This window comes from Streptomyces sp. NBC_01508 (assembly GCF_045040315.1).
Lineage (GTDB): Bacteria > Actinomycetota > Actinomycetes > Streptomycetales > Streptomycetaceae > Streptomyces.
The window spans coordinates 363344-384347 of sequence record NZ_CP109419.1 but is presented as its reverse complement, the minus strand read 5'-3'; the positions used below and the strand labels follow the sequence as shown (position 1 = coordinate 384347).

The 21004-nt window shown below is 71.2% G+C and carries 15 protein-coding genes; 8 read left to right on the top strand and 7 right to left on the bottom strand.

What is annotated here, in order from left to right:
- Nucleotides 1-74: 74 nt before the first annotated feature.
- From OG700_RS01705 to OG700_RS01690, 4 genes are all read right to left on the bottom strand, one after another.
- A complete protein-coding gene (locus OG700_RS01705; RefSeq protein ID WP_405607741.1) occupies nt 75-1661 on the bottom strand; it encodes an ABC transporter substrate-binding protein in 1587 nt (528 codons plus the stop codon).
- Between the two features lie 9 nt (nt 1662-1670).
- Nucleotides 1671-3758 carry an ATP-binding protein gene (locus OG700_RS01700; RefSeq protein ID WP_405607738.1) on the bottom strand — a complete coding sequence of 696 codons (2088 nt, stop codon included), beginning with the start codon at nt 3756-3758 and terminating at the stop codon, nt 1671-1673.
- Nucleotides 3759-4019: 261 nt separating this feature from the next.
- Nucleotides 4020-7241 carry an NACHT domain-containing protein gene (locus tag OG700_RS01695; protein ID WP_405607735.1) on the bottom strand — a complete coding sequence of 1074 codons (3222 nt, stop codon included), beginning with the start codon at nt 7239-7241 and terminating at the stop codon, nt 4020-4022.
- Between the two features lie 342 nt (nt 7242-7583).
- The gene (locus OG700_RS01690; RefSeq protein ID WP_405607732.1) at nt 7584-9221 is read right to left on the bottom strand and encodes a hypothetical protein; all 1638 of its coding nucleotides are present in this window, start codon (nt 9219-9221) and stop codon (nt 7584-7586) included.
- A gap of 301 nt (nt 9222-9522) precedes the next feature.
- On the opposite strand from OG700_RS01690, the gene OG700_RS01685 reads away from it, so the two are divergent.
- The 4 genes from OG700_RS01685 (at nt 9523) to OG700_RS01670 (ending at nt 14031) form a co-directional block, all read left to right on the top strand.
- Nucleotides 9523-9960 carry a hypothetical protein gene (locus OG700_RS01685; protein WP_405607729.1) on the top strand — a complete coding sequence of 146 codons (438 nt, stop codon included), beginning with the start codon at nt 9523-9525 and terminating at the stop codon, nt 9958-9960.
- Nucleotides 9961-10094: 134 nt separating this feature from the next.
- The gene (locus OG700_RS01680) at nt 10095-12470 is read left to right on the top strand and encodes an APC family permease (protein WP_405607726.1); all 2376 of its coding nucleotides are present in this window, start codon (nt 10095-10097) and stop codon (nt 12468-12470) included.
- Between the two features lie 108 nt (nt 12471-12578).
- Nucleotides 12579-13334 (top strand): pyridoxal 5'-phosphate synthase, encoded by a 756-nt coding sequence (locus OG700_RS01675; RefSeq protein ID WP_405607723.1) that lies wholly within the window; start codon nt 12579-12581, stop codon nt 13332-13334.
- Nucleotides 13335-13620: 286 nt separating this feature from the next.
- A complete protein-coding gene (locus OG700_RS01670) occupies nt 13621-14031 on the top strand; it encodes an RNHCP domain-containing protein (RefSeq protein WP_405607720.1) in 411 nt (136 codons plus the stop codon).
- Nucleotides 14032-14115: 84 nt separating this feature from the next.
- Here the strand turns inward: OG700_RS01670 and OG700_RS01665 are convergent, their stop codons facing one another.
- Nucleotides 14116-16452, bottom strand: coding sequence for an ABC transporter permease (locus tag OG700_RS01665; RefSeq protein WP_405607717.1), 2337 nt, complete (start codon nt 16450-16452; stop codon nt 14116-14118).
- Nucleotides 16449-17153, bottom strand: a complete 705-nt coding sequence (locus tag OG700_RS01660) for an ABC transporter ATP-binding protein (protein WP_405607714.1) — start codon at nt 17151-17153, stop codon at nt 16449-16451. Before OG700_RS01660 ends, OG700_RS01665 begins: the two co-directional genes overlap by 4 nt.
- Nucleotides 17154-17368: 215 nt before the next feature.
- On the opposite strand from OG700_RS01660, the gene OG700_RS01655 reads away from it, so the two are divergent.
- From OG700_RS01655 to OG700_RS01640, 4 genes are all read left to right on the top strand, one after another.
- Entirely contained in the window at nt 17369-18676 is a 1308-nt protein-coding gene (locus OG700_RS01655; protein ID WP_405607711.1) for a sensor histidine kinase, read from the top strand.
- A complete protein-coding gene (locus OG700_RS01650; protein WP_405607708.1) occupies nt 18673-19371 on the top strand; it encodes a response regulator in 699 nt (232 codons plus the stop codon). Before OG700_RS01655 ends, OG700_RS01650 begins: the two co-directional genes overlap by 4 nt.
- 91 nt (nt 19372-19462) lie before the next feature.
- Nucleotides 19463-19858, top strand: a complete 396-nt coding sequence (locus OG700_RS01645; protein WP_405607705.1) for a DUF1963 domain-containing protein — start codon at nt 19463-19465, stop codon at nt 19856-19858.
- Nucleotides 19859-20075: 217 nt separating this feature from the next.
- Nucleotides 20076-20204 carry a hypothetical protein gene (locus OG700_RS01640; protein WP_405607702.1) on the top strand — a complete coding sequence of 43 codons (129 nt, stop codon included), beginning with the start codon at nt 20076-20078 and terminating at the stop codon, nt 20202-20204.
- A 241-nt stretch (nt 20205-20445) separates the two neighbouring features.
- On the opposite strand, the gene OG700_RS01635 is transcribed toward OG700_RS01640, so the two are convergent.
- The gene (locus OG700_RS01635) at nt 20446-20823 is read right to left on the bottom strand and encodes a DUF2255 family protein (protein ID WP_405607699.1); all 378 of its coding nucleotides are present in this window, start codon (nt 20821-20823) and stop codon (nt 20446-20448) included.
- Between the last annotated feature and the right edge of the window lie 181 nt (nt 20824-21004).

Genomic DNA, 21004 nt, shown 5'->3' with positions numbered 1-21004 from the left:
CGGCCTCCCCGAACTCGCCCCGGTGGATGCCCGAATCGTCGCCGACGCCTGGGAATCCGCCGTTACCGCCGGCGTCAGGAGGGGCAGGCGTCCGGGTCCGCGCCCCGGTAGGTGCGGTAGACGGGCGACGGGTCCGGGCCGCCCGGTCGCGGCGGGTACTCGACCACGGGCACGGGCTTGCAGGCGGCCCACTGGTCGTTCGCGTCCGGACCCTCGAAGCCGTACGTCCCGGCGGCGCCCACCAGACACGAACTGCACGTGCTGCCGGAGATGCTGGGAAAGACCAGCGTGTGGTAGACGTCGTCCTTCGACGGCAGATACCGGGCCGCCCCCGGCGTCCGGGTGTCGTTCTCGTTGATCTCCGTGAACGTACGGTCCACGGCGTCGGCGAGCAGGGTGAACGCGTCGTGATACATCACGGCGTAACCGTCGTCCAGCGGCTTGACGCCCAGCGTGTGATCGTCCTTGACTTCGTTGAAGCCGTCGAGAAACCGGCCGAGCGCCTTCTTCGGCTCGGTCCCCTCGGCCCACCACGCGGGATCGACCGCGGAGGCGTCGACGATCCTGGCCTCCGCCTCCTCCAGCCACCGTGTGGGCGCCTTGGCGGTGAGGGTGGGTTCCAGCCCTATGCCGACCTTCAGGATGCGCAGCTCCGAGGTACGCCCGCAGGTGCCTTCCTGCGCGAGGCGTGCGACGAAGGCGGGCAGGTCCTGGTCGCGGCCGGCGAAGAAGACCGTGTCGGACTTCTCGTTGCAGATCTTCTGCACGGCGTCGGTGAACCGCTGCGGAATGCCCTCGGCGGTTCCCGACGAGCCCATGAAGGGGGAGCTGTGGCTCGACAGGTCGTACGTGTCGTTGAAGTGCCGCTCGAAGACGCCGCGCAGATTCTTCGAGTACACGTCCTCGTCGCGGTTGTCCCAGACCAGGAAGCCCTTGCGGTCCGCCGGGTTCCTGTCCAGATACAGCTTCAGCGCGCGGGTGAACTGGTCGTTGTTCGGCGAGGTCTTGAAGAAGTAGGTCGAGTTCATGTCGGCGGAGGTGATGACCGGCCCGACGGTGGGGATCTTGAGCTTGCTCAGCGCCGCGATCGTGTCCCGTGTCTCCGGTGTACTGCTCGGGATCCCGGTCACGCCCACCAGCGGCGCGCTTCTGTCCTTGGCGAGTTCCGCGAGCCGGTCGACGACGGGCTCCCACTGGTCGAGGTTGCGGCCGTCGGGCGCGAGCAGCAACTGGTAGTGCGGTCCGCCGAAGCTGTTGGCCTGCCGCTGCGCCGTCAGCGCGCCGGCAAGTCCCCGGCGGATCATGTCCGTTGTCATCGCACTGTGCTCGTCCGCGGTGAACGGCATCATCAACGCGATCCGTACGTACGGGATTTTCGGCCCGCTCGACGGCGACTCCCAGCCCTCGCGCACCCGGGCGTTCTCGTCGGCGACCGCCTGGATGAGGGTCGCGATCTGCGGGTCGGCCTCGAAGGCGCCCTCGGTGACACCGACGCAGTCGCCGCCGATCTCCTCCAGGTCGCCGCCGCACGGGCCGGGTCCCCGTACGAGAAGAACGAGGGCGGTGATCACGGCGGCGGCCAGTGCCCCGATGCCGAGAACGACGAGCCATTCGACCGGACCCCACTCGCGGGGATGACGACGGAACAGACGGACCAGCATGCTTCCTCCTCACTCACCGGGGATGGGCAACGGGCGCTTCTTGCGTGCCGCGACGGGCCAGCCGCGGGCGGCCTGGCCCAGCACGGCGTGCCAGGACCGGTGCCGTGGCGAGAGGTACGCCAACTCCTCGCCGACCGCCTTGCACATGTCGGGGTCCGGTTCGGCGTGCGGCTCCGACACGTGCCACAGGGCGTGCAGCAGCCGGTTGACGCAGCGCTCGATCTCGTCCAGCTCCGCGTACCGGCCGTCGTGCGCGCCGAGTGCGACCTGCGTCCGTTCGTCGATCCAGTCCCCGGCGGGCGGCGTCGGCGGTGTCGGTGCCGTCGCCGCGTACCGCAGACACAACACCCAGTGTGCGGCGGCCTGTTCGTCCTGCTCCGACTGGAACTCCTCGGCCAGCGCCGCGACGACCGTCTCGGCGTTCCCAGCCGCGAGCGTGTGCCGCAGGGCGTCCGCCTCGCCGCTCTCGCCGCGCTGGGCGTGGTGTATCCGCAGGAAGCGGTGGATCTCCTGCCAGCCGCGGCCGTCGTCGGCCCCGCGCGAGGTGCGCCGCGCCTCGTGCACGAGCAGGGTCTGCAACAGCGGGTCGGCGACCAACGGCTCGTCCGGGCTGGTGAGTCGCTGCCACTGCTGGTCTTCCAGGTAGTCGGTGGCCGAGTTGGCGGGAAGCTGATCGGGCCCCTGGAAACGCAGATGCGCCGCCAGGGCCTCCGCCGCCGTGCTGTCGCGGGCGAGGGAGAGCAGGGTCAGCCGGTCGCGCTGACGCCGGTCCGGAAGCAGCCGCTCAAGCAGCACCTCGGTGACCGCGCGGCCGTCCCCCGCGGTCAGTTCGAGCAGCCCGCGCGGCTCCACGCCCTCGCCCTTCCCCGTGGCGTCCAGGACCGCCGCGCACAGCGCGGTGGTCGCCGCGGGATGCCCGCCGGTCAGCGAGTGCACGGCGGAGGCCAGATACGGGTGGAGCGGCCGGGCCGGCCGGGCCGGCACCAGCAGGGGCAGGATGTCGTCCCGGCTCAGCGGGGCGAGCGGCACGGCGAGCAGACCGGCGGACGGGGCGCGGCCCCGGCGCGTCCAGCCGGACGATTTCACCAGGTCGGCCAGATCGCGCCGGATCGCCGCTGGGTCCTCCCCCTCGTCGTCCTCGTCGCCTTCCGGCAGCTCGCCGAGCCGGCCGGCCACGACGACCAGCTCCTCGTGGTCCGGGCGTTCGGGCAGCGCGCGGTTCTTGAGGAGCAGATCCAGGAAGGTCCGGCCCGCCGGGCGGTGGGCGTCGTCGAGCAGCACCAGCGGCCAGGGCTCACGGTTCCACCGCTGGAGCCTTCCGTAGGACGCGGCGACATCGTGGAGGAAGGCCGCCATCAGGCTCTGCTCGGCGAAGTCCCGGTAGTCGCCGCCCTGATGGAACCACTCGCCGAGCAGCGGCAGCGGATCCTGGCCGTCCGCGCCGGGCGGGAAGCGGCGCCCGTACCACTCGCGGGCCGCGCCCGGCTCGTACCGGGCGGTGTACTCCGCCACCACGGCTGCGGTGACCGCCTCCCGGTCGCGCTGCGCGTCGTCGGTCGCCGGACCCGCCAGCCGCCCCTCGACGGCGGTGGCCCAGGTGTGCCGCAGCGTGTCCTCGTCGCCGTCCGCGAGACGGCAGGCCAGCAGCAGCCGGGCGTGCAGCAGGCATGTCGCGTCCCGCTGCTCGGAGTTGTCGCGGTCCCAGCCGGAGACGGCGAACAGACCGGGCGTCAGGACCGGGAAGCGGCGCCGCAGTTCGGGTCCGAGGCCGCAGACCAGCTCCGCCAGAATCCCGACGAGGGTCGACGCGGTGGCGGCCGTGCCGTCGGCGGGGGCGTACGGCAGCGCCCCCGATTCGCCCGGCACCACCCGCACATGGGCCAGCGGGAGCCGGCTCCGGTAGTGCGCCGCCAGGTCCGCGAGGACGGCGCTGCGCCCCATGCCGTGATGCCCCGTCACCAGGACGACGGGCAGGTCGCCTTGGTGTTCCCGGGGCGTACGGGACCTCTCGTCGTACGTGAGTCCGGTGAGCCGGGGGACGAGTGAGCGCAGCAGCGGATCCCGGCCGTGGAGCGGTGACGTGTCCGGTGGGCGCATCTGGTCCCCTCACGCACCCTTCGTCCGTCGCCGACCGGCCACGTGCCCGGAGGCGGGCGGCACCGCTTCCCCGAGACACAACCGCTGATATCCATACCAATGAAGCCTGGAAACAGAGAACCTACTCGCCGGGTAAGCGCTCTCGCCAGGCCGACACCACACTCTGTCACCCGGTTGTGACAGGTGGGACACGGCGGCGCACGCGTTCAGGGACCGCGTGGGAACCCTCAGGACCGCATCGAGAACCCCTGGGGACCGGCGTCAGGGATGCGGATGGATGTCGAGTTCGACGCTCTCCGGAAGCGCGTCCGCCCCCCGGATCTCACCCGTGTACGAGAGCCGCACCAGGCGCAGCCGGCGCAGCCCGGCCAGGGAGCCGAGATCGAGCTCCGAGCCCTGCGACAGATGAATCTCCTCAAGTCCCGGAAGACGCCGGGCGATCCGCCGCAGCGGCACCGCCGCACCCGCCCTGGCCCGTACCGTCAGATGGGTGACCTGCGGGATCTCCGTACGCGGTGCGAACAGCAGCATGCTGAGCTGCTGCGGCGAGAGCGTCAGCCGCCGCAGATTCGGCAACTCGCCGAGGAGCGAGCCCCATTCGTCGGGCGTCACGCGATCGCTCGCGTCCTGGAGGCGCAGCTCCTCAAGTCCCCGGCAGTGCACGATCCCCGCGAGCTGTGCGGCTGCCGGCGGCAGGGACAGCAGCCGCAGTTCGGCGGCGCGCGGCAGGTCGGTCAGGCCGCGCCACGGCACTTCCGGCCCCACCAGCAGCCCGTCGAGCGTCGGGCAGTCCGACAACTTCAACAGCGGCTCGAACTGGGGGAGATCCCGCAGCTCCAGCCGCCGCAGGCGCGGCAGCCGGGTCAGTGGCGCGGGGTCCTTCACGTTCCGGCACCCCTGGAGCGCGAGCGTCTCCAGCTCGGGATAGACGGACAGCAGGTCCAGATCGTCCAGTTGGAGCGTGTTGTGCAGCCGCAGCTCGCGCAGACTGCGCGGGTTGAGCGCGGTGCGGATCTCCTCCGGGTCGAAGTCGCCGTGCAGCCCTACGCGTTGATAGCCGGACATGGTGCGCAGGGCGTCCAGCTCGGCGTGCGAGCGGACGGTGACGGTCTCGTCGGGCGCGGTCTCCAGAAGCGGCCGTACGATCTCCTCGGCGTACACCAGGGTGTCGAACCGGTCCCAGTGGTCAAGGAGTTGAGCCCGTACGGCGGACTGGCCGGTGCCCAGGAACTCGCGGAGCCGGGGGATCGCGGCGTCCCCGCCGATCTGGCATATGGCGTGGACGGTGGCCAGCTCCTCGTCGTCCTGGAGATCCTTCGCCCGAGGCAGCAGACCGAGGAGCAGCGGGCCGGTCTGGGCCAGCGATCTCGCCTCGCGCAGACTGCGCGGCGGGAGCATCCGCGCGGCCCGGTCCTCGATCGCCTCGCGCACCGTCGGCTCCAGCCGGGTGGCCTGTTCGAGGGAGGCGAGGGCGAGGAGCCGCAGCCGCGCCTGCACCGCCGCGTCCTTCTCGCGGTCGCCCCGCTCCCGCAGACGGGTCAGCAGGTCGGCGCGTTCCTGGTGTCGTGCCTGTGCGACGGCCATCTGAACCACGTCCTCCCACTGGTCCAAGTGTGCGTTGTTCACCAGCATGCCCATGTCGCGCTCCTCCAGCACCGCACGGGCACCCAGGAAGTCCTGAAAGGTCCGGTGGATGAAGCTCACCGCACCGGTGGCGGGCTCCCGCAGCAACCCCGAGCGCTCCAGCAGCAGTTGCAGGGCCTCTTCCGGTGTGCCGACCTCCGCCAGGCGCGGTACGGAGGGCTGGAGCCGGCGCACCACGTCCACCGCGTCCGCCAGCTCCAGCTGGGTCCGCTCGTTGCGCAGCAGCCAGTACGCGAGGCGCTGGAGCGGTTCCGTCGCCGACTTCTGGTCCAACTCCGGCCGGTGGCCCCGGCCGTACACCTCACGCTCCAGGTCGCGCCGCTCCAGCAGCATGGACAGTGCCGCCTCGTACAGCGAGGCGCGGCCCTGCGGCAGGAAGCCGCGGCGCTCCCGGTGCAGGGCGCACATCAGCGCGCACATCAGCGGGTTGGTCGCCAGCCGGCTCAACTCGGGGCTGCTGCGCAGCGACAGTGTCAGCGACTCGCCCAGCTCCTCGGTGGCCCTGGCAGCCGTGTGCCAGCGGCGGATGAACTGCCGCATGTCGGCGGGGCGCATCGCGGAGAGCGTGTACTCCTGGAAGTCCTCGCGGGCCAGCCAGTCCCGGTCGAGGGCCGAGGGGCGGGAGGTGAGCAGCCACAGATTGCCCGGGAAGACGGCGATCAGCTTCTTGAGCCAGGTCCTGGCGCGGGCCCGCTCGCCCTTGGGGATCTCGTCGGCACCGTCGATCAGGAGCACGCCGCGCCCGTGCTGCAACACCCGAGCCGCCCATCCGTCGGGTTCGGTGCCCACCAGCGGGCAGCCGATCCAGCGCAGGAAGTCGTCGGGCATGGGCAGTTCGGCGTCCTTACGTACCAGGGCGCGCAGCGGCAGCACGAACGGCACACGCCCGTACAGCTGCGGCAGGCCGCCCGGTACCCGGTCCTGCTGCGCCGTGGTGAGGGCCAGCCACTGGACGAGGGTCGTCTTGCCGGTGCCGGCGACGCCGCGCAGCAGCACCCGCTCATGGCTGGCGAGAAGCGCCTCGGCCGGGCCGCCGGCGCGCTCGGTCTCGCTGTCCCGGTCGCCGCCCGGCTCACCGCTCACCACGGGGACCGGATCGGTGGCGCCGCGGTACGGCATGGCCTCCAGGCTCAGATACGCGGACTCCAGCGGCCAGTCCTGGCCGTCCGGTTCGCGCAGGTCGACGCCGTAGATCGTGAGCCGGCCGTGGCAGTCGACGACGTAGCGCGCGTACGCCTCCTCGAACGCGGTGTCCTGGCGGCTGATGTCGGGCAGCCGCTCCAGCAGCCGGTCCAACTTGACGCTCTGCTCCCGCAGTTCGCGGCTCTGCTCGATCTGGGCGCGGGCCGCGAAGCCCGCCTGCTGGCTGAAGAGGCGCACCAGATGCACGCAGGCCGTCTCCAGCAGACGGTCGTGGAAGCGGGCGGCGTCGTCGCTGAGGAGCCGCCGGGTGTCGGGGCCCGCGCGCCTGGACAGCTCGGCGGCCAGCCGCTCGGGGCCGAGCGCGAAGGCGTGCACATCGTCCATGTCGAGATCGCCGAGGGCGTGCAGCGTACGGGTCAGGGCCTGGCCGACGGCGTCGTGCTCGTCGGCGCCGACGGGCGGATCGTGCGGCCCGGCGGCCCGTACGGCGCGGCGCACCAACTCCCGTGCCAGCTTGTGCAGATCGTCCTCGGTGAGGGTGCGGTGCTCCTTGGTGAAGGCCACCAGCCGGCGGATCGGGATCGGGCGGTCGCCGAACTCCGCCCCCGGCACCTTGTTGGCCGGCAGTAACAGCCGTTTGAGTACCGGCACGAGCACCGCGGACGCGATCCGCAGCCCCACCACACCGCCGTCCACAGCAGCCCCTTCTCTGAGAACCTGTCGGGTGACCTCTGATCGGGAAGGGTCCGCGGACTCGTACCCCCTACCCCCGTACCCTGCCTCAGAGTAGCGGCGGGAGACCCGCCCGGGTCAGGGCTCACAGAGGTCGCGCGGTGACCGTGCGCCGTCGCACTCCCCGCGCGAACAGCGGTCGCACTCCCCGCCGGTGCGGGCCGGTCGGGCGACACGGCGGGTGGATGGTGCCCCGGGGCCGACATGCCGGCCCCGGGGCACCGGGGGTGTCGCGGGCGCCGGCCGGTGTACGAGGGGGGTACCGGCGCCCGCGACGGCTCATGGTCCGCCTTTTCGGTCGGAGAATCAGGTTATGGGTGTCGTCCGGGTGCAGTTCTTCCATTCGACCCAGGGTCGGGCGCCGCCGTTCTTGGGTCCGGTGGCGTAGGTGGGGTCGCCGGTGATGGTCTGGTTCTTCTCTTCGTGGGTGATGTCGATGCCGAAGAGCTTGAAGCCGAGGGTGACTTGCCCTGCGGAGATGCCGAAGCCGATGCCGAGGGAGGCGTTCCACCAGTCGGTGTTGGCGTTGTAGTCGAGGCGGGAGAGTTTGCCTTTGTCGTGCATCAGGCGTTGCAGTGGTCCGGCGTCGCTGCCGGGTACTTCCGCGGCGTCGGAGGGGGTGGGGAGGGCGTCGGTGGCGGGGAAGTCGCCGCGGCCGCGCAGCCAGTCCTCGACCATTTTGCTGTCGTTGTCGTTGTCGAGGACCATTTCCGCGGACTCGGTGTGGATTTTGGAGTTGATGGTGCCGCCTCCGCCACCGACGTCGATGGTCACGGGTGTGCCGGGGACGTTGGCGCCGGCTCCCGCCTGGACGCCGGCGCCTTCGCCGTTCTCCTGGCTGGTGGTGATCACGAGTTTTTCGGGGCGGTGTTCCTTGCCGTCCTTCTCTTCCTGGTCGAAGGTGGCGGCGTCGTAGGTGACGGAGACCTGTTGCATGCGGGTGGCTTTGCCCTGGGCGATTTCGCCGCCTTTGGCGTCGACGCCGAAGGTGTAGACGAAGGTGATTTTTCCGGCGTCGGGGCCGGTGTTGGCGCGCATGACGACGACGTCCTCGGTCATGGTGCCGGTGCCGAACTCGCCGGAGATGCTGCCGAGGTCGGTCGGTTTGCCGTTCTTGTCCTTGCCGCCCTTGCCTTTTTTGAAGGACTTGCCGAAGCTCACCCCGCCCGACACCTCGGTGCTGGTCTTGGTGATGTCCACGTCCGGCGCCCGCTCCGGCGGCAGGTCGGGCTTCTTCTTGCCGGCGTGATAGCCGCAGATCATCTGGAGTTCGGAGCGTCCGGTGCGCGAGTTGCAGTCGTCCTGCGCCTTCAGGTACTCCGTGAACTTCTTCGCGTCCTCCAGATTCAGCTCCAGGTCCTTCTGCGGGTCGCCGGTCTTGTTGCCGTTGAACAGCCACTGGCCGCCGCTGCCGCTGCCCTTCATATAGCTGCCGCTCAGCGAGGCGCTGCCACCCCACTCCTTCAGTCCGGGGATACCGGCCGAGATGCTGGCCGTGACCCCGCCGCCGCTCTCGGTCAGCCGCTCCAGGGTGACGGTGCCGTCGGACCACTGCTGGAGCTTGACCTGCTCGGAGCCGCTGATCTTGATGAAAAGGATCTGGACGACGACCGTGGTCTTGGTCTGATCCTGGGCCAGCAGGCACTTCGCGGGCTGGAAGGGATCGTCGGGCGGGACCTCGGGCGCCCCGTCGCCACCGCCACCGCCCCCGTCTCCGCCGTCCCCGCCACCCTCGCCGGAGTCGCAGCCCTCCCCGCCGTCGCCCGCGTTGACGATGCGGCACACCGCGTCTTCCAGGGCCACGGATGTGTCGTCGGGGACGGTCAGCGCCAGGATCGCGGCGATGATCGTGGCGACCACACCGGTCAACGCGACGTATTCGGCGGCACCTTGACCGGCGTCACCGCGCCCGCGCGCTTTTCGGCGGTAGCCAGTGCCGTTCATCCGAGCTCCTCGCCCACGTCGACCCGTTCATCCGATGGGGCTGGAGAGTAGGCAGTGGTCCGGGCCCAGTCGCAGGGCCCCAGGACCCACTCGCGGGCCCAGCGGACGAAAGGCCCCCCGACCGGGCGGCTCAGCGCACCGATACGGGCGTGGGAGGTGTGGGAACGGGCGCGGGGCGGAGGGTCGCTGACGATCCGCGTACCGCCCCCGTGAGCGGTACCGTGGAGAACACGAGGGTTGCCGGACACCCCCACAGGGACGCCCGGCCCCCGGGAACGCCGTAGGTGAAGAGGTGCCCCGTATGGACTCGGATCGCGCTGAGCGGCTGACCGCGGAGCTGCGCTCCCGCGGTGTCATGGCACATCTGGTGCACGCGGGTGTCTACGAATTCGGCATCAGGGTCGTCCTCGACGACACGATCGAGGCCCTCTGGGACATGGACGGGGCGGCGGGCCTCGACGCGGAGATCGTCAACGAGGGGGCCCTGATCGGGTTCGTCCCGCACGTGCCCGGGTCGGAGGAGTTCACCGAGGAGCAGCTCGTGAACTGCATCGCCACCACGGACTACGCCCTGGACACCCTCCAGCGGCCCGCCGACCGCGCGGAGGGCCGGGATGTGTCCGTACCGCCCGTACCGCCAGTTCCGCCCGTAGGGTCGCCGGACCAGTCACCGCACGCGACACGGCCGACCCTGCGGCGACAGCGTCGAGCGCACTGGATCCGGCGCGGCAGGCGGTGACGTGGGCACTGACGTAAGCGCTGACGTAAGCGCTGAGGTGGGCCGCGACGCGGGCGGGCTGACGTGGGCGGCGCCGCCGGAACCCCGCAGCGTCACTCCCACCCCGAAGGGGAACATTCCGCCAGACTTGCGGCATGTCGGGCACTCACGGTAATACCTCGAACGCCAAGCGCACACGCAGTGCGGCGGTACCGGGCAGCATCCCCCTGCGCGCACTCGACGCCCAGCAACTGCGCGTGCTGCGCAGTGTGGGACGCGAATGGCGGCGGGTGTCGGCGGGGCCGGACGTATGGCGGCGCGCGCTGCCGGTCGATCCGGACCTGGGGAGCTTCCCCGCGCCGGCGCAGATCAGGCCCGCCCGTTTCGGACGGGTCGTCCCGGTGGCCCCGTTCGGTCCCACCGCCGCGGGGGCCGCGGCACTCCCGCCCGCCCCCGCCGGCCCGGCGGACGAGGGTCCACCGGCACCCGTCGACCAGCCCCGGGCCGTCTATCGGCTGCGACGCCTGTTGCTGGGGCCCGCGCTGGCCAGTACCGCCATCGCCCGTGAGCGGATGCGCAAACTGGTCGCCCTGCCCGTCCTGTCCGCCGACGCGCTCTCCTCCGTCGCGTACGGGCCGGAGGCGATGCTCGCCGTCCTGGTCCTCGCGGGCGCCGCCGGACTCGGGTACTCGATCCCCATCGCGGCCACCATCGTGCTCCTGATGCTGTCCATCGGCGTCTCGTACCGGCAGACCATCCGCGCCTATCCGCACGGTGGTGGCTCCTACATCGTCGCCAGCGACAACCTGGGGCGCGTGCCGGGGCTCATGGCCGCCGCCGGGCTGATGACCGACTACATCCTCACCGTGGCGGTCTCCATCGCCGCCGGCGTCGCCGCCATCACCTCGGCCGTGCCGTCACTCGAACCCTCCACCGTGCTGATCGGCGTCCTCGCCATGGTCATGCTCCTCGCCGGCAATCTGCGCGGGATCCGGCAGGCCGGCGCGATCTTCGCCGCGCCGACGTACGCCTTCGTCGTCGCGATGCTGGCGCTGATCGCCGTCGGCCTCGCCGACGCGGCAGGCCGGGACTTCCACCCCGTGCCCCACCCGCCGATGAACGCCACCGAAGGGCTCGGCATCCTTCTCGTGATGCGGGCCTTCGCCTCGGGGTCGACGGCGATGACCGGCATCGAGGCGATCTCGAACGCGGTGCCGGCGTTCAAACCCGTCGAGTGGCGCAACGCCCGCACCACGCTGACCTGGATGGTGAGCCTGCTCGTCGTCCTGTTCGGCGGGATCATCGCCATCGTCCACTACAGCGGGATCCTGCCGCGGTCCCAGGAGACGGTGCTGTCCCAACTCGCCCACCTCAGTTACGGCTCGGGCCCGATGTACGTCTTCACGCAGGCGGCCACCGCGGCCGTCCTGCTCCTGGCGGCCAACACCGCCTACAACGACTTCCCCCGGGTCCTGTCCCTGCTGGCCCGCGACGACCACGCGCCCCGCCTCTTCGCGCGGATGGGCGACCGCCTCGCCTTCAGCAACGGCATCATCCTGCTGTCGGTCGCGGCGGGGTTCGTGTATGTGGCGTTCGACGGCCGCACCGCGGCTCTCATTCCGCTGTACGCGGTCGGCGTCTTCCTCGCCTTCACCCTGTCGCAGGCCGGAATGGTGGTCCACTGGTGGCGCCTGAGGGACCGTCACTGGCGCAAGAGCCTGCTGTTCAACGCCACCGGCAGCCTGCTCTCCGCGATCGTCCTCGTCACGGCGGGCATCACCAAGTTCACCGAAGGCGCGTGGGTCGCGCTCGTGGCGGTCGGGTTGTTCCTGCTCGTCACGACGCGTATCCGTCGCCACTACGACACCGTGGCCGAGGCGCTACGGCTCCAACGGCACTCGATCGAAATCCCGCGTCTCGTCATCGCTCCCCGCGTCGAGGTACCGCCCCAGGCGGCCGAGGGAGTGGAAGAGGCGGAAGAGATGAAAGAGGCGGAAGAGATGAAAGAGGTGGATGAGGCAGAGGAGGCGGAGGAGATGGAGGAGGCCGATGAGGCCGATGAGGCCGATGAGGCCGACGATGTCGACGAGGTCGAGAGGGTGCCGGAGGAGGCCGAGGAAGTGCCCGAAGAGGTGCGGCACCTCTCCCTCGTACCGATCGAGACGCTGGACCGCGCAGGCATGCGCGCGCTGGCGTACGCCGCCTCGCTCCAGCAGCCCGTCCTCGTCATCCACGTCAGTACCGGCGTCGATGAGGCCGAACGCTTCCGCGACCAGTGGCGGCTGTGGGGCGACCATCTGCCCCTCCAGGAACTGGTCTCCCCGTACCGTGCAGTCATCGCGCCCCTGGTCAACTACATCGAGTCACTGCACCACCAGCGGCCCGACCTCACTCTCACCGTGATCCTCCCGGAGATCGTGATGTGCCAGCGGCGCTACAGCGCACTTCACAGCCGGACCGCCGCCCGCCTGCGCCGGGCACTGCGCCCCCTGCACAAGGTCGTTGTCACCACGGTGCCGTTCCATGTCTGACGCCGGTAATATGTTCCTGACATGAACAAAGGGGGCGAGGTGGCGACGAGTGCTTTCCCGTGTCCGGGCGATCCCGTCGTAACCGTCAGCCATGGCTCGGGAGTTGAGATGACCACGAAGTGGAACGCGAACCAGAGCGCGAACCAGAACGCGGATGACGGTGGCCGGAGCATCCGGGAACTGCTGCGGGGGCTGGAGGTGTTCGCCGGTACGCTGCCCGATTTCGACCCGGCGGCGGTGCCGGCCGAGCCGGTCGCCCTGTTCGTCTCGTGGCTCTCGGAGGCGCTGGCCGCCGGGGTGCGGGAGCCGCACGCCATGACCCTCTCGACGGTGGACGAGGCCGGTGAGCCGCAGGCCCGGGTGCTGATCCTGAAGAACGTCGACGCGTCGGGCTGGCAGTTCGCCGCCCACGGAGGCAGCCCCAAGGGCCGCCAGGTGGCGGCGCGGCCGAGCGCGGCGCTCACCTTCTACTGGCCGCTCCAGGGACGCCAGATCCGGGTACGGGGTGCGGTTGCGGCGGAGAGCGCCGAACGCTCCGCGGCCGACTTCCTGGCCCGTTCCCCCCGTGCCCGTGCCGAGGCGCTGCTCGGCCGGCAGAGCCGGCACCTCGCGGACCCGGCGGAGCGCGATCTCGCGATGGCCGCGTCTCTCGAACGCGTGGACAGGCAACCGGACTTGGTCGCCGAGGAGTGGCGGCTGTACACGCTCGTGCCCACCGACGTGGAGTTCTGGCAGGGCGACAAGGGGCGCAGCCATACCCGGCTGCGTTACGAACGTACCGAGTCGGGGTCCGGGGTGGGTTCGGTGGCGGATGCGGCGCCGGCGTCGCATCCGCGGTGGCGGAAGCGTCTGCTGTGGCCGTGAGGCCGTTCGCGGAACCCTCAACCGGCAGCCGGTACGGCCGCTCCGTCGGATATTCGGTTGCCCCGCGCCCGGCGGGCGGTTTTCATGGCTCAGGACAGAGCGCAATACGACAGAGGCGGTGTGCACCGGATGGGTACGGCCCGGCTGGAACCGATCTCGTGATCGAGGTGGGTTCATCTCGGAGCTGATCTCGATCAGCTCCGAGCGATACGAGCTCCCTCGAACGCGAGAACGGACGTGAGACCCAGTCGTCCTTTCCCGCGTCACCCGAGGAGTCGTACACACGATGTCCCGCGACAACATGTCCCGCGTCAAGAGATCCGGATCTCGCAACACCTCACGGCGTGCGCGCACCGAAGCGCGCGCCGAGTCCTTCCGGTGTCTCCAGTGCGGGCTCGATGTCCCCATGAGCGCGCCCGGTACCGATCACCGCAACCACTGTCCGAACTGCCTGTGGAGCCGTCATCTCGACGACACCCCCGGCGACCGGCAGGCGGACTGCGGTGCCCGGATGGAACCGCTCGCCATCTCCGTGCGTGGCGACGGTGAGTGGATTCTCGTCCACCGCTGCACGCACTGCTCAGTGATTCACGCCAACCGCACGGCGGGCGACGACAACGTCCTGCCGCTGACCCGGCTGGCCGTGCGTCCACTGGCCCAACCGCCGTTCCCGTTCGAACGGTTGAGCGGCCTGTAACCCCGTACGCGCCGGACGGGCCGATGAAGCCCGTCCGGCGCGTGCGGTCAGGACACGCCCCCCGCGAACGCCCCGCCCCTACCCCTACTCCGTACGCAGCGCGGTCACCGTACGCGTCCTGGCCGCCCAGCCGGCCGGCAGGAGCGCGCCCACGATCGCGATGAGCACGCCGCCGAGTCCGAGCGCGAGCAACGCGGGCGCGTCGTAGACGGCGACCACGGATTCGGGCAGTGCGAGGCCGGCACTGTGCCCCATGGCCGGCAACACCTCGGCGTGCAGGGCCATTCCGGCCGGTACCCCCAGGGCGCCGCCGACCAGCCCGGACAGCACGACCGAGGTGAGAACCATCCCCACGATCTGCCGGGGCGTCATGCCGAGTGCCTTGTGGATGCCGAGATCACGCACACGTTCGTGGGTGTCGAGCACGACACCGTTGAGTACACCGAGCCCGGCGACGGTCACGAGCAGCAGTGTCAGGATCGCGGTCAGCGTGTTGATGACGACGACCTGGTCACCGCCGTCGTTGGCCTCCCTGCTCTGCGCGGTGACGCCCAACGGCTCCAGCCGGTCGTTCAGCGCGTCGATGTAGCCGGCCACGTCCGTGCCTGACGTCACCGCGATGTGGTGGCCGGTCAGCGCCAGGTCCGGGACCGCCTTCTTGAGCGTCGCCGTGCTGGTGAACACCTGCATGCCGTCGAACCGGGGGTCCAGGACCTCCCCGACGATCCGGACGGCGACCGTCGAGCCCTCGGCGTCGAGAGTGATCTCGTCCCCGGCCTTCGCTCCGGTGGACGCCAGGAACTGCGTCGGAACCACCGCCTCGCCCGCCCCCTCGATCCAGCGCCCCGAGACCATCCGGTAGCCGCCCCACGAGGCGTCGCCGCTGAACGCGGTGACGGTGGTGGAGCCGTTGGCCCCGGCGACGGTCGCGTCCGTCTTGGCGGTCCCGTAGTACTTCGCGGTGCCCGGCTGCGCCTCGATCGCCGCCGTGACCGCCGCCGGATCCGGCGCGTCCGGCCGCCCGCCCGCCGGACCGCCGGGTCCTGGCCGCATGCCGGACACGCCGATCGTGACGTCGGCCGCGTTGTGGTTCCTGGCGCTCATCACCTCGTTGAGCGACGAGCCCAGACCGACCGCGAAGGTGACCGCCGTGGCGCCGAACAGGACCGCCGCGACCACCGCCGCCGCCCGCGCCGGACGGGCGAACGGCCGGGCCAGCCCCAGGCTGATCGCCCGTGGCAACGGGAGCCGGGCGGCCCGCCGGGCCGCCCACCGGCCCCGGCCCGCCGGTGGGACGCGTCCGACGGCGAGCGCGTCGACGGTACGCAGCCGTCCGGCCCGCCACGCGCTCGCCCACGCGGTCACGACGACCACACCCAGCACCCCGGCGCTCACGGCCATGTCGATCCACGGGGTGACGGACAGCCCGGTCGTACCGTAGGCGGCCTCGGTCTCGGACAGCACGGGGACGGCGAGCAGGTGGCCCGCCACGAGGCCCAGCCCGCTGCCGACCGCCGCCGGGACCAGCGCCTGCGCCAGGTGGGCGCGTACGACCTGGGACGGTGTGAAGCCGACCGCCTTGAGGATGCCGATCCGCCGCAGTCCCGTGCCCACCGTGCCGGCGACCACATTGCCCACGATGAGCACCGACATGACCAGACCAAGTACGCCGAACGCGATCAGGAACGGGACGAACAGCGCCGTGTCGCGGGCCGCGATCTTCTTGGTGGTGAGCCACGACTGCGCGCCGGCGAGCGCGCCCTCGGGCACCGACGCGGTCACCGCGGCGCGCCCCGCACGGACCTGGGCGGTGGTCGCGGCACGGTCGAACCGGTAGAGCATCTGGTACGCGCCGACCGTGCCGGACGGCGTCAACGCGGCGACCTGGGACGGTGCCACCCAGGCGTCCGCCGTACGGCTGGCCGACCGGGCCGTACCGACGACCTTCAGCGACGGACTGCCGGGCAGATCGGGGAAGTCGAACTCCATACCGAGGGGACCGTCGTCGGCCAGCACGATCTCGCCCGGCCCGGTGGCCCAACTGCCCGATACCAGCGTGACGTTGTCGACCGGGCCGTCGGCGTCCTTCCGGCCGGCGACCGTCATCGGCGGCAGCCGCATGCCCTCGATCTGCGGGGTGATCGACGCGGTGGGGAAGGGACCGGACGCCGCGTCGACGCCCGCCGTACGCCCCGATGCCGACAGCCGCGCGGCCGTGGCCCTGTCCGCGTCGAACTGCGCGGTGAGATGCGCGCCGTGCTGTCCGGCGAACGCGTCGTCGAAGGGCGCGCTCGACGCCATGAGCAGGGAACCGCCCAGGACGGACGCCGTCACCGCCATCAGCGTGGCCAGCCCGATCACGAGCGTCTGCACCCGGCGGCGGCCCACACCCGAGCGCACCACTCGGCCCAGGGCGCTCATCGGGCCGGCTCCGCCACGGTTGCCGACGCGAGGTCGGCGGTGATCCGGCCGTCGGCCAGCTGGATCGTCCGGGTGGTGCACGACCGTGCCAGGGCGAGATCGTGGGTGACCACGACGACGGTCTGACCGTCGGCGTTGAGTTCCCTGAGCAGCCGGCTGACGTCGTCGCCGGAGGCCGAGTCCAGCGCACCGGTCGGTTCGTCGGCCAGCAGCAGCGGCGGGCGGTTCATCAACGCCCGTGCCACCGCGACGCGTTGCCGCTCCCCACCGGAGAGCCGGCCGGGAAAGGCGTCGGCGTGCCGGCCGATGCCGAGCGAGTCCAGCAACTCGGCCGCGCGACGCCGCGCCGCACGGCGCCCCGTGCCCGCCAGCCGAGCCGGAAGGACGACGTTGTCGGCGACGCTCAGATCGTCCAGCAGGTTGAAGAACTGGAAGACCATGCCGATCTTCGCCCGGCGGTAGCGCGCCGAACCCGCCTCACCCAGCAGGTCGACGCGCACCCCGTCGACGGTCACCGTCCCGGTGTCGGGCCGGTCCAGACCCGCGATCAGGTTGAGCAGCGTGGACTTGCCGCTGCCGGACGGCCCGAGGACCGCGACGGCGTCGCCGGCCCGCACCGTCAGCGACGCGTCGACCAGCGCCGGTGGCCCCTCGTCGTACCTGCGGCTCACATCGCGTAGCTCGATCACCGGTGTGGTCATGGCGCGTCTCCTCGGTCGTCATATCTGGCGCGACCGACGCTAGGAGCGGCCCCGGCCGGGGCACGACGGCCGCTGGAGGTAACTCCCGTACCGCGCCGGGACGATGCCGAGGGGTGTCATCCCTGAGAGGTAGTCCACGGAGGTAACGGGATGGTCCGACCCGGTCATTGGGGCTGACGCCGTCACTACCGGTCGCGCGGGAGAATGAGCCGGTGATGAACGCACCCGTGGTGGACCGCCTCCGGGACGGCTTCGGGCGGCTGATCGGGTCGCCGGCCTGGCCGACCGGCCCGGTGCCGCGCCTCACGTGGCGCAGCCGGCTCTTCGACGCGGGGCTGGCGCTCGTCGTCGGCGTCGCCATGACCCATTACGTCATGGACAACCTGACGGGAATGGCCCACCAGTTCACGGACATCCCCCCACTCGAACAGCCGTCAGGGGTGGACGACTGGGTCCTCCTGATGAGCCTGGCGTTCATCGTCTCGGTGCCCCTGGCACTGCGGCGCCAGTTCCCGCTCACCGTGCTGTGGATCGTGATCGGCGCGACGGTGGTGACACCGCCGTACGCCGCGCGGCTCACCTTCTACTCGTGCGTCATCGCCGCCTACACGGCCGCCGCCTACAGCCGGCACCGGTTGCCGACCCTCGTGAGCCTGCCGGCGGCGGTGCTCCTGGTCAGCAGGGTGCGGGACGGGGTGGCGCCCACCGTCCCCGACCAGTACGTTCCGCTGCTGATCTCGGCACCGATCGTGGTGGCGGCCATCGGGCTCCGTACGTGGAAACTCCGGGCCGACGAGGGCCGCGTCCGGCTCTCCGCGCTGGAACGCGAGCAGGCTGACGCGCTGCGCAGGGCGGTCGAGCACGAACGGGGCAGAATCGCCCGCGAGTTGCACGACGTGGTGACGCACAACGTCAGCGTGATGGTCATCCAGGCCGGTGCCGCCCGCAAGGTCATGGCAGCGTCTCCCGACGAGGCCCGCGAGGCGCTGCTCACGGTCGAGGCGGGCGGCCGGGCGGCGATGAGTGAACTGCGGCATGTCATGGGGCTGTTGACGATGGACACGGAGGGGTCGGCCGGGCCGGACGGCGCGGGCGGCGCGGGCGAGCTGGCGCCGCAGCCGGGCCTGGATCAGTTGGAGACCCTGGTCGGACGGGTGCGGGACACCGGGGTGCCGGTCGAGGTCACCGTCGCAGGCCCGGCGCGTCCGCTGCCGGCCGGTGTCGAACTGACCGCGTACCGGGTCGTACAGGAGGCGTTGACCAACATGGTGAAGCACGCGGCCGGCGCGACGGCGGCGGTGGCGGTCGAGTACGGGGCGGACCACCTCCGGGTCGAGGTCACCGACACCGGCGGGACGCCGGGCCACTCCGGGGCCACCGGGGCCACCGCGACGACGGGCAACGGCCGCGGCCTGATCGGCCTTCATGAACGCCTCGCCGTCTACGGTGGAACCCTCCACGCGGGACCCCGTCCCCTCGGCGGATACCGCGTCCAGGCACTGATACCCGTGGAGACAACGTGAACGAGCCGACGCGCGTGGTGGTCGCCGACGACCAGGCGCTGGTCCGCACCGGCTTCAGGATGATCCTCAAGGCCGACGGCATCGACGTGGTCGCCGAGGTGGTCAACGGCTTCGAAGCCGTCGACGCGGTACGGCGTACCCGCCCCGACGTGGTCCTGATGGACATCCGGATGCCGGAGATGGACGGCCTGGAGGCCACCCGGCGCATCCTCACGGAGGGATCGACCCCGTGCCCGCGCGTGGTCATGCTGACCACGTTCGACCTCGACCACTACGTCTACGCGGCGCTCTCCGCCGGCGCCAGCGGCTTCCTGCTCAAGGACGTCACCCCCGAACACCTGGTGGCCGCCGTCCACACGGTCCGCACCGGTGACGCACTGCTGGCACCGACGATCACCCGCCGCCTGGTCGAGCGCTTCGCCCGCCGCGACGCCGAGACGGTCACCCTCCACCGCGACCTGGCGGCGCTGACCCCACGCGAACTCGAAGTCCTGCGCCTGCTGGCCGGGGGCCTGAGCAACGCCGAACTCGCCGCCCGCCTCCAGCTGTCCGAGGCGACCGTCAAGACCCATGTCTCGCGCATTTTGGGCAAACTCGCCCTCCGCGATCGGGCCCAGGCCGTAATCGTCGCCTACGAGACGGGGCTGATCAGCCCCAGCGCCCAGCGGCCCCGGACAGGGGCGGCTGACCGGTGATCCGTACGCGTCGAGTGCACGGGGCCAGACCTGCGGTGTCAGTGTCAGGTGCTGTAACTCGGGTGTGGATTTCGATGAAGGATCACGCGGAGTGCGGGAGTTGTGCGTAGCGGAGTTGGGGGAGGCCGAGGGGGAGAAGCTGGCCGCCATGGCCCTGCCCGGTTTTCGGCTGACGCCCGCGAGGCCGGTAAAGCCGGCAGCGGGCCTGTCCCGCCGGGGTGGCCCGGCGCTGCTCGATCCTGGGACGCCGCGGCCGCAGTGCGATGGGATACCGCTGAGTCTGTTCGCCGTCCTGGACACGGAGGTGCTCGCGCCGTGGCTCGGCGACGTCCTGCCCCACCGGGCCGGGCTGCTCAACTTCTTCTATCTGCAACCGGACCCGGCCGACGAGGATGCCATGAATCTCTTCTTCGACGGCGAGCAGTGGCATGACCCCCGGGCAGGGCGTGTCATCGCCGCCCTTCCCCCGCGCGCCGTCGAGGTATAGGCCCCGGCGTTCGCCGCGCCGCGCACACCGCTGCACGCTGAGCGTGTCGTGACCATGCCGGATCGCTTGGACGACCACATCGACGACCACGCGGCCTACTCGCGGATCTCCGGCAACTGGGAGCACTCGTCCGAGGATCGGGCGTTCGGCTGGCCGACGCTGGGGCTCAGCCAGCCGCTCCTCCCTCAGGGGCACGGCTCTCCGTTACGTCCACCTGGTGCAGCTCGACCACCCGGAGGACGAACTGGGGTATTCCGAGGGAGGGCTGCTGCACTTCACGATTCCCACACCGGCTCTCCGGGCGGGCGACTTCACCCGGGCGACCGGCACCCTGGAGATCACCTGACCTCGCCGGTTCGTGACGCCGCGCCACTACAGGCGGCCCGACCGGCAGCCCAAGCGCGTGCAACGGCAGGGTCGGGCGTCCATGGGTTCGGCGTAGTGCCGGGGGTGATCGCGGCCGAAACGACGCGCCACCGCGCCGCCCAGACCTGCGCCTGCTCCGACGGTGGCGATGGTGTTCATGGGGGTCCTTGTGATGGGGGTGGGGCTGGGAGTGGGGTGCCGCGGGCCGCGGTGCCGCGTGGTCAGCGCGGGACGAGCCTGAGCGTCGCGGCGCGGGCGACTTCGGCCACGATGGGGGTGACGTAAGTGTCGCTGTAGCGGCCGTACTTGCTGCGGTACGCGTCGTCGAGCCGGTCGTTGAGGGCCGGGTCGTCCTCCTCCACGAAGGTGACGTCCTTGTCCACGCCGCCGGAGCGGATATGCCCGGCGTGCTGCGCGGTGGCGGCGCGGAACCAGGTGCCCGCGCGACCGTGGAAGGCGCGCACATGCAGGTCGTCGCCGTCACGGACCACCCAGACGGTTGTGGGCTCGCGCGGCGTGTCGTGGCTGTCGAGAGGCGCGATCTCCAGTTCGTCGGCGTTCTCGATCCGGCTCAGTTCGTCCTGCGTCCAGGTGGCCATGGGACGGTCTCCTTCGCGGCGGTCTCGGTGTGACGGCTCGCTCGGCGCCACACTGGCAACCATGCCCCTCGGCGCGCGCCTCAACGAGCCGGGGGAGTTCCGCACAGGGCTGGAGCAGGGCCGTGTCCGGGCGCCGGAGCCGTTGCTCGCGCCCCGGCCCCGGATACTCCGTCCGGATGAC

Bases quoted from the DNA above. Each gene is read 5' to 3' on its own strand.
- OG700_RS01705 (WP_405607741.1), bottom strand. From the start codon at position 1,661: ATGCTGGTCCGTCTGTTCCGTCGTCATCCCCGCGAGTGGGGTCCGGTC.
- OG700_RS01700 (WP_405607738.1), bottom strand. From the start codon at position 3,758: ATGCGCCCACCGGACACGTCACCGCTCCACGGCCGGGATCCGCTGCTG.
- OG700_RS01690 (WP_405607732.1), bottom strand. From the start codon at position 9,221: ATGAACGGCACTGGCTACCGCCGAAAAGCGCGCGGGCGCGGTGACGCC.
- OG700_RS01685 (WP_405607729.1), top strand. From the start codon at position 9,523: ATGGACTCGGATCGCGCTGAGCGGCTGACCGCGGAGCTGCGCTCCCGC.
- OG700_RS01680 (WP_405607726.1), top strand. From the start codon at position 10,095: ATGTCGGGCACTCACGGTAATACCTCGAACGCCAAGCGCACACGCAGT.
- OG700_RS01675 (WP_405607723.1), top strand. From the start codon at position 12,579: ATGACCACGAAGTGGAACGCGAACCAGAGCGCGAACCAGAACGCGGAT.
- OG700_RS01670 (WP_405607720.1), top strand. From the start codon at position 13,621: ATGTCCCGCGACAACATGTCCCGCGTCAAGAGATCCGGATCTCGCAAC.
- OG700_RS01665 (WP_405607717.1), bottom strand. From the start codon at position 16,452: ATGAGCGCCCTGGGCCGAGTGGTGCGCTCGGGTGTGGGCCGCCGCCGG.
- OG700_RS01660 (WP_405607714.1), bottom strand. From the start codon at position 17,153: ATGACCACACCGGTGATCGAGCTACGCGATGTGAGCCGCAGGTACGAC.
- OG700_RS01655 (WP_405607711.1), top strand. From the start codon at position 17,369: ATGAACGCACCCGTGGTGGACCGCCTCCGGGACGGCTTCGGGCGGCTG.
- OG700_RS01635 (WP_405607699.1), bottom strand. From the start codon at position 20,823: ATGGCCACCTGGACGCAGGACGAACTGAGCCGGATCGAGAACGCCGAC.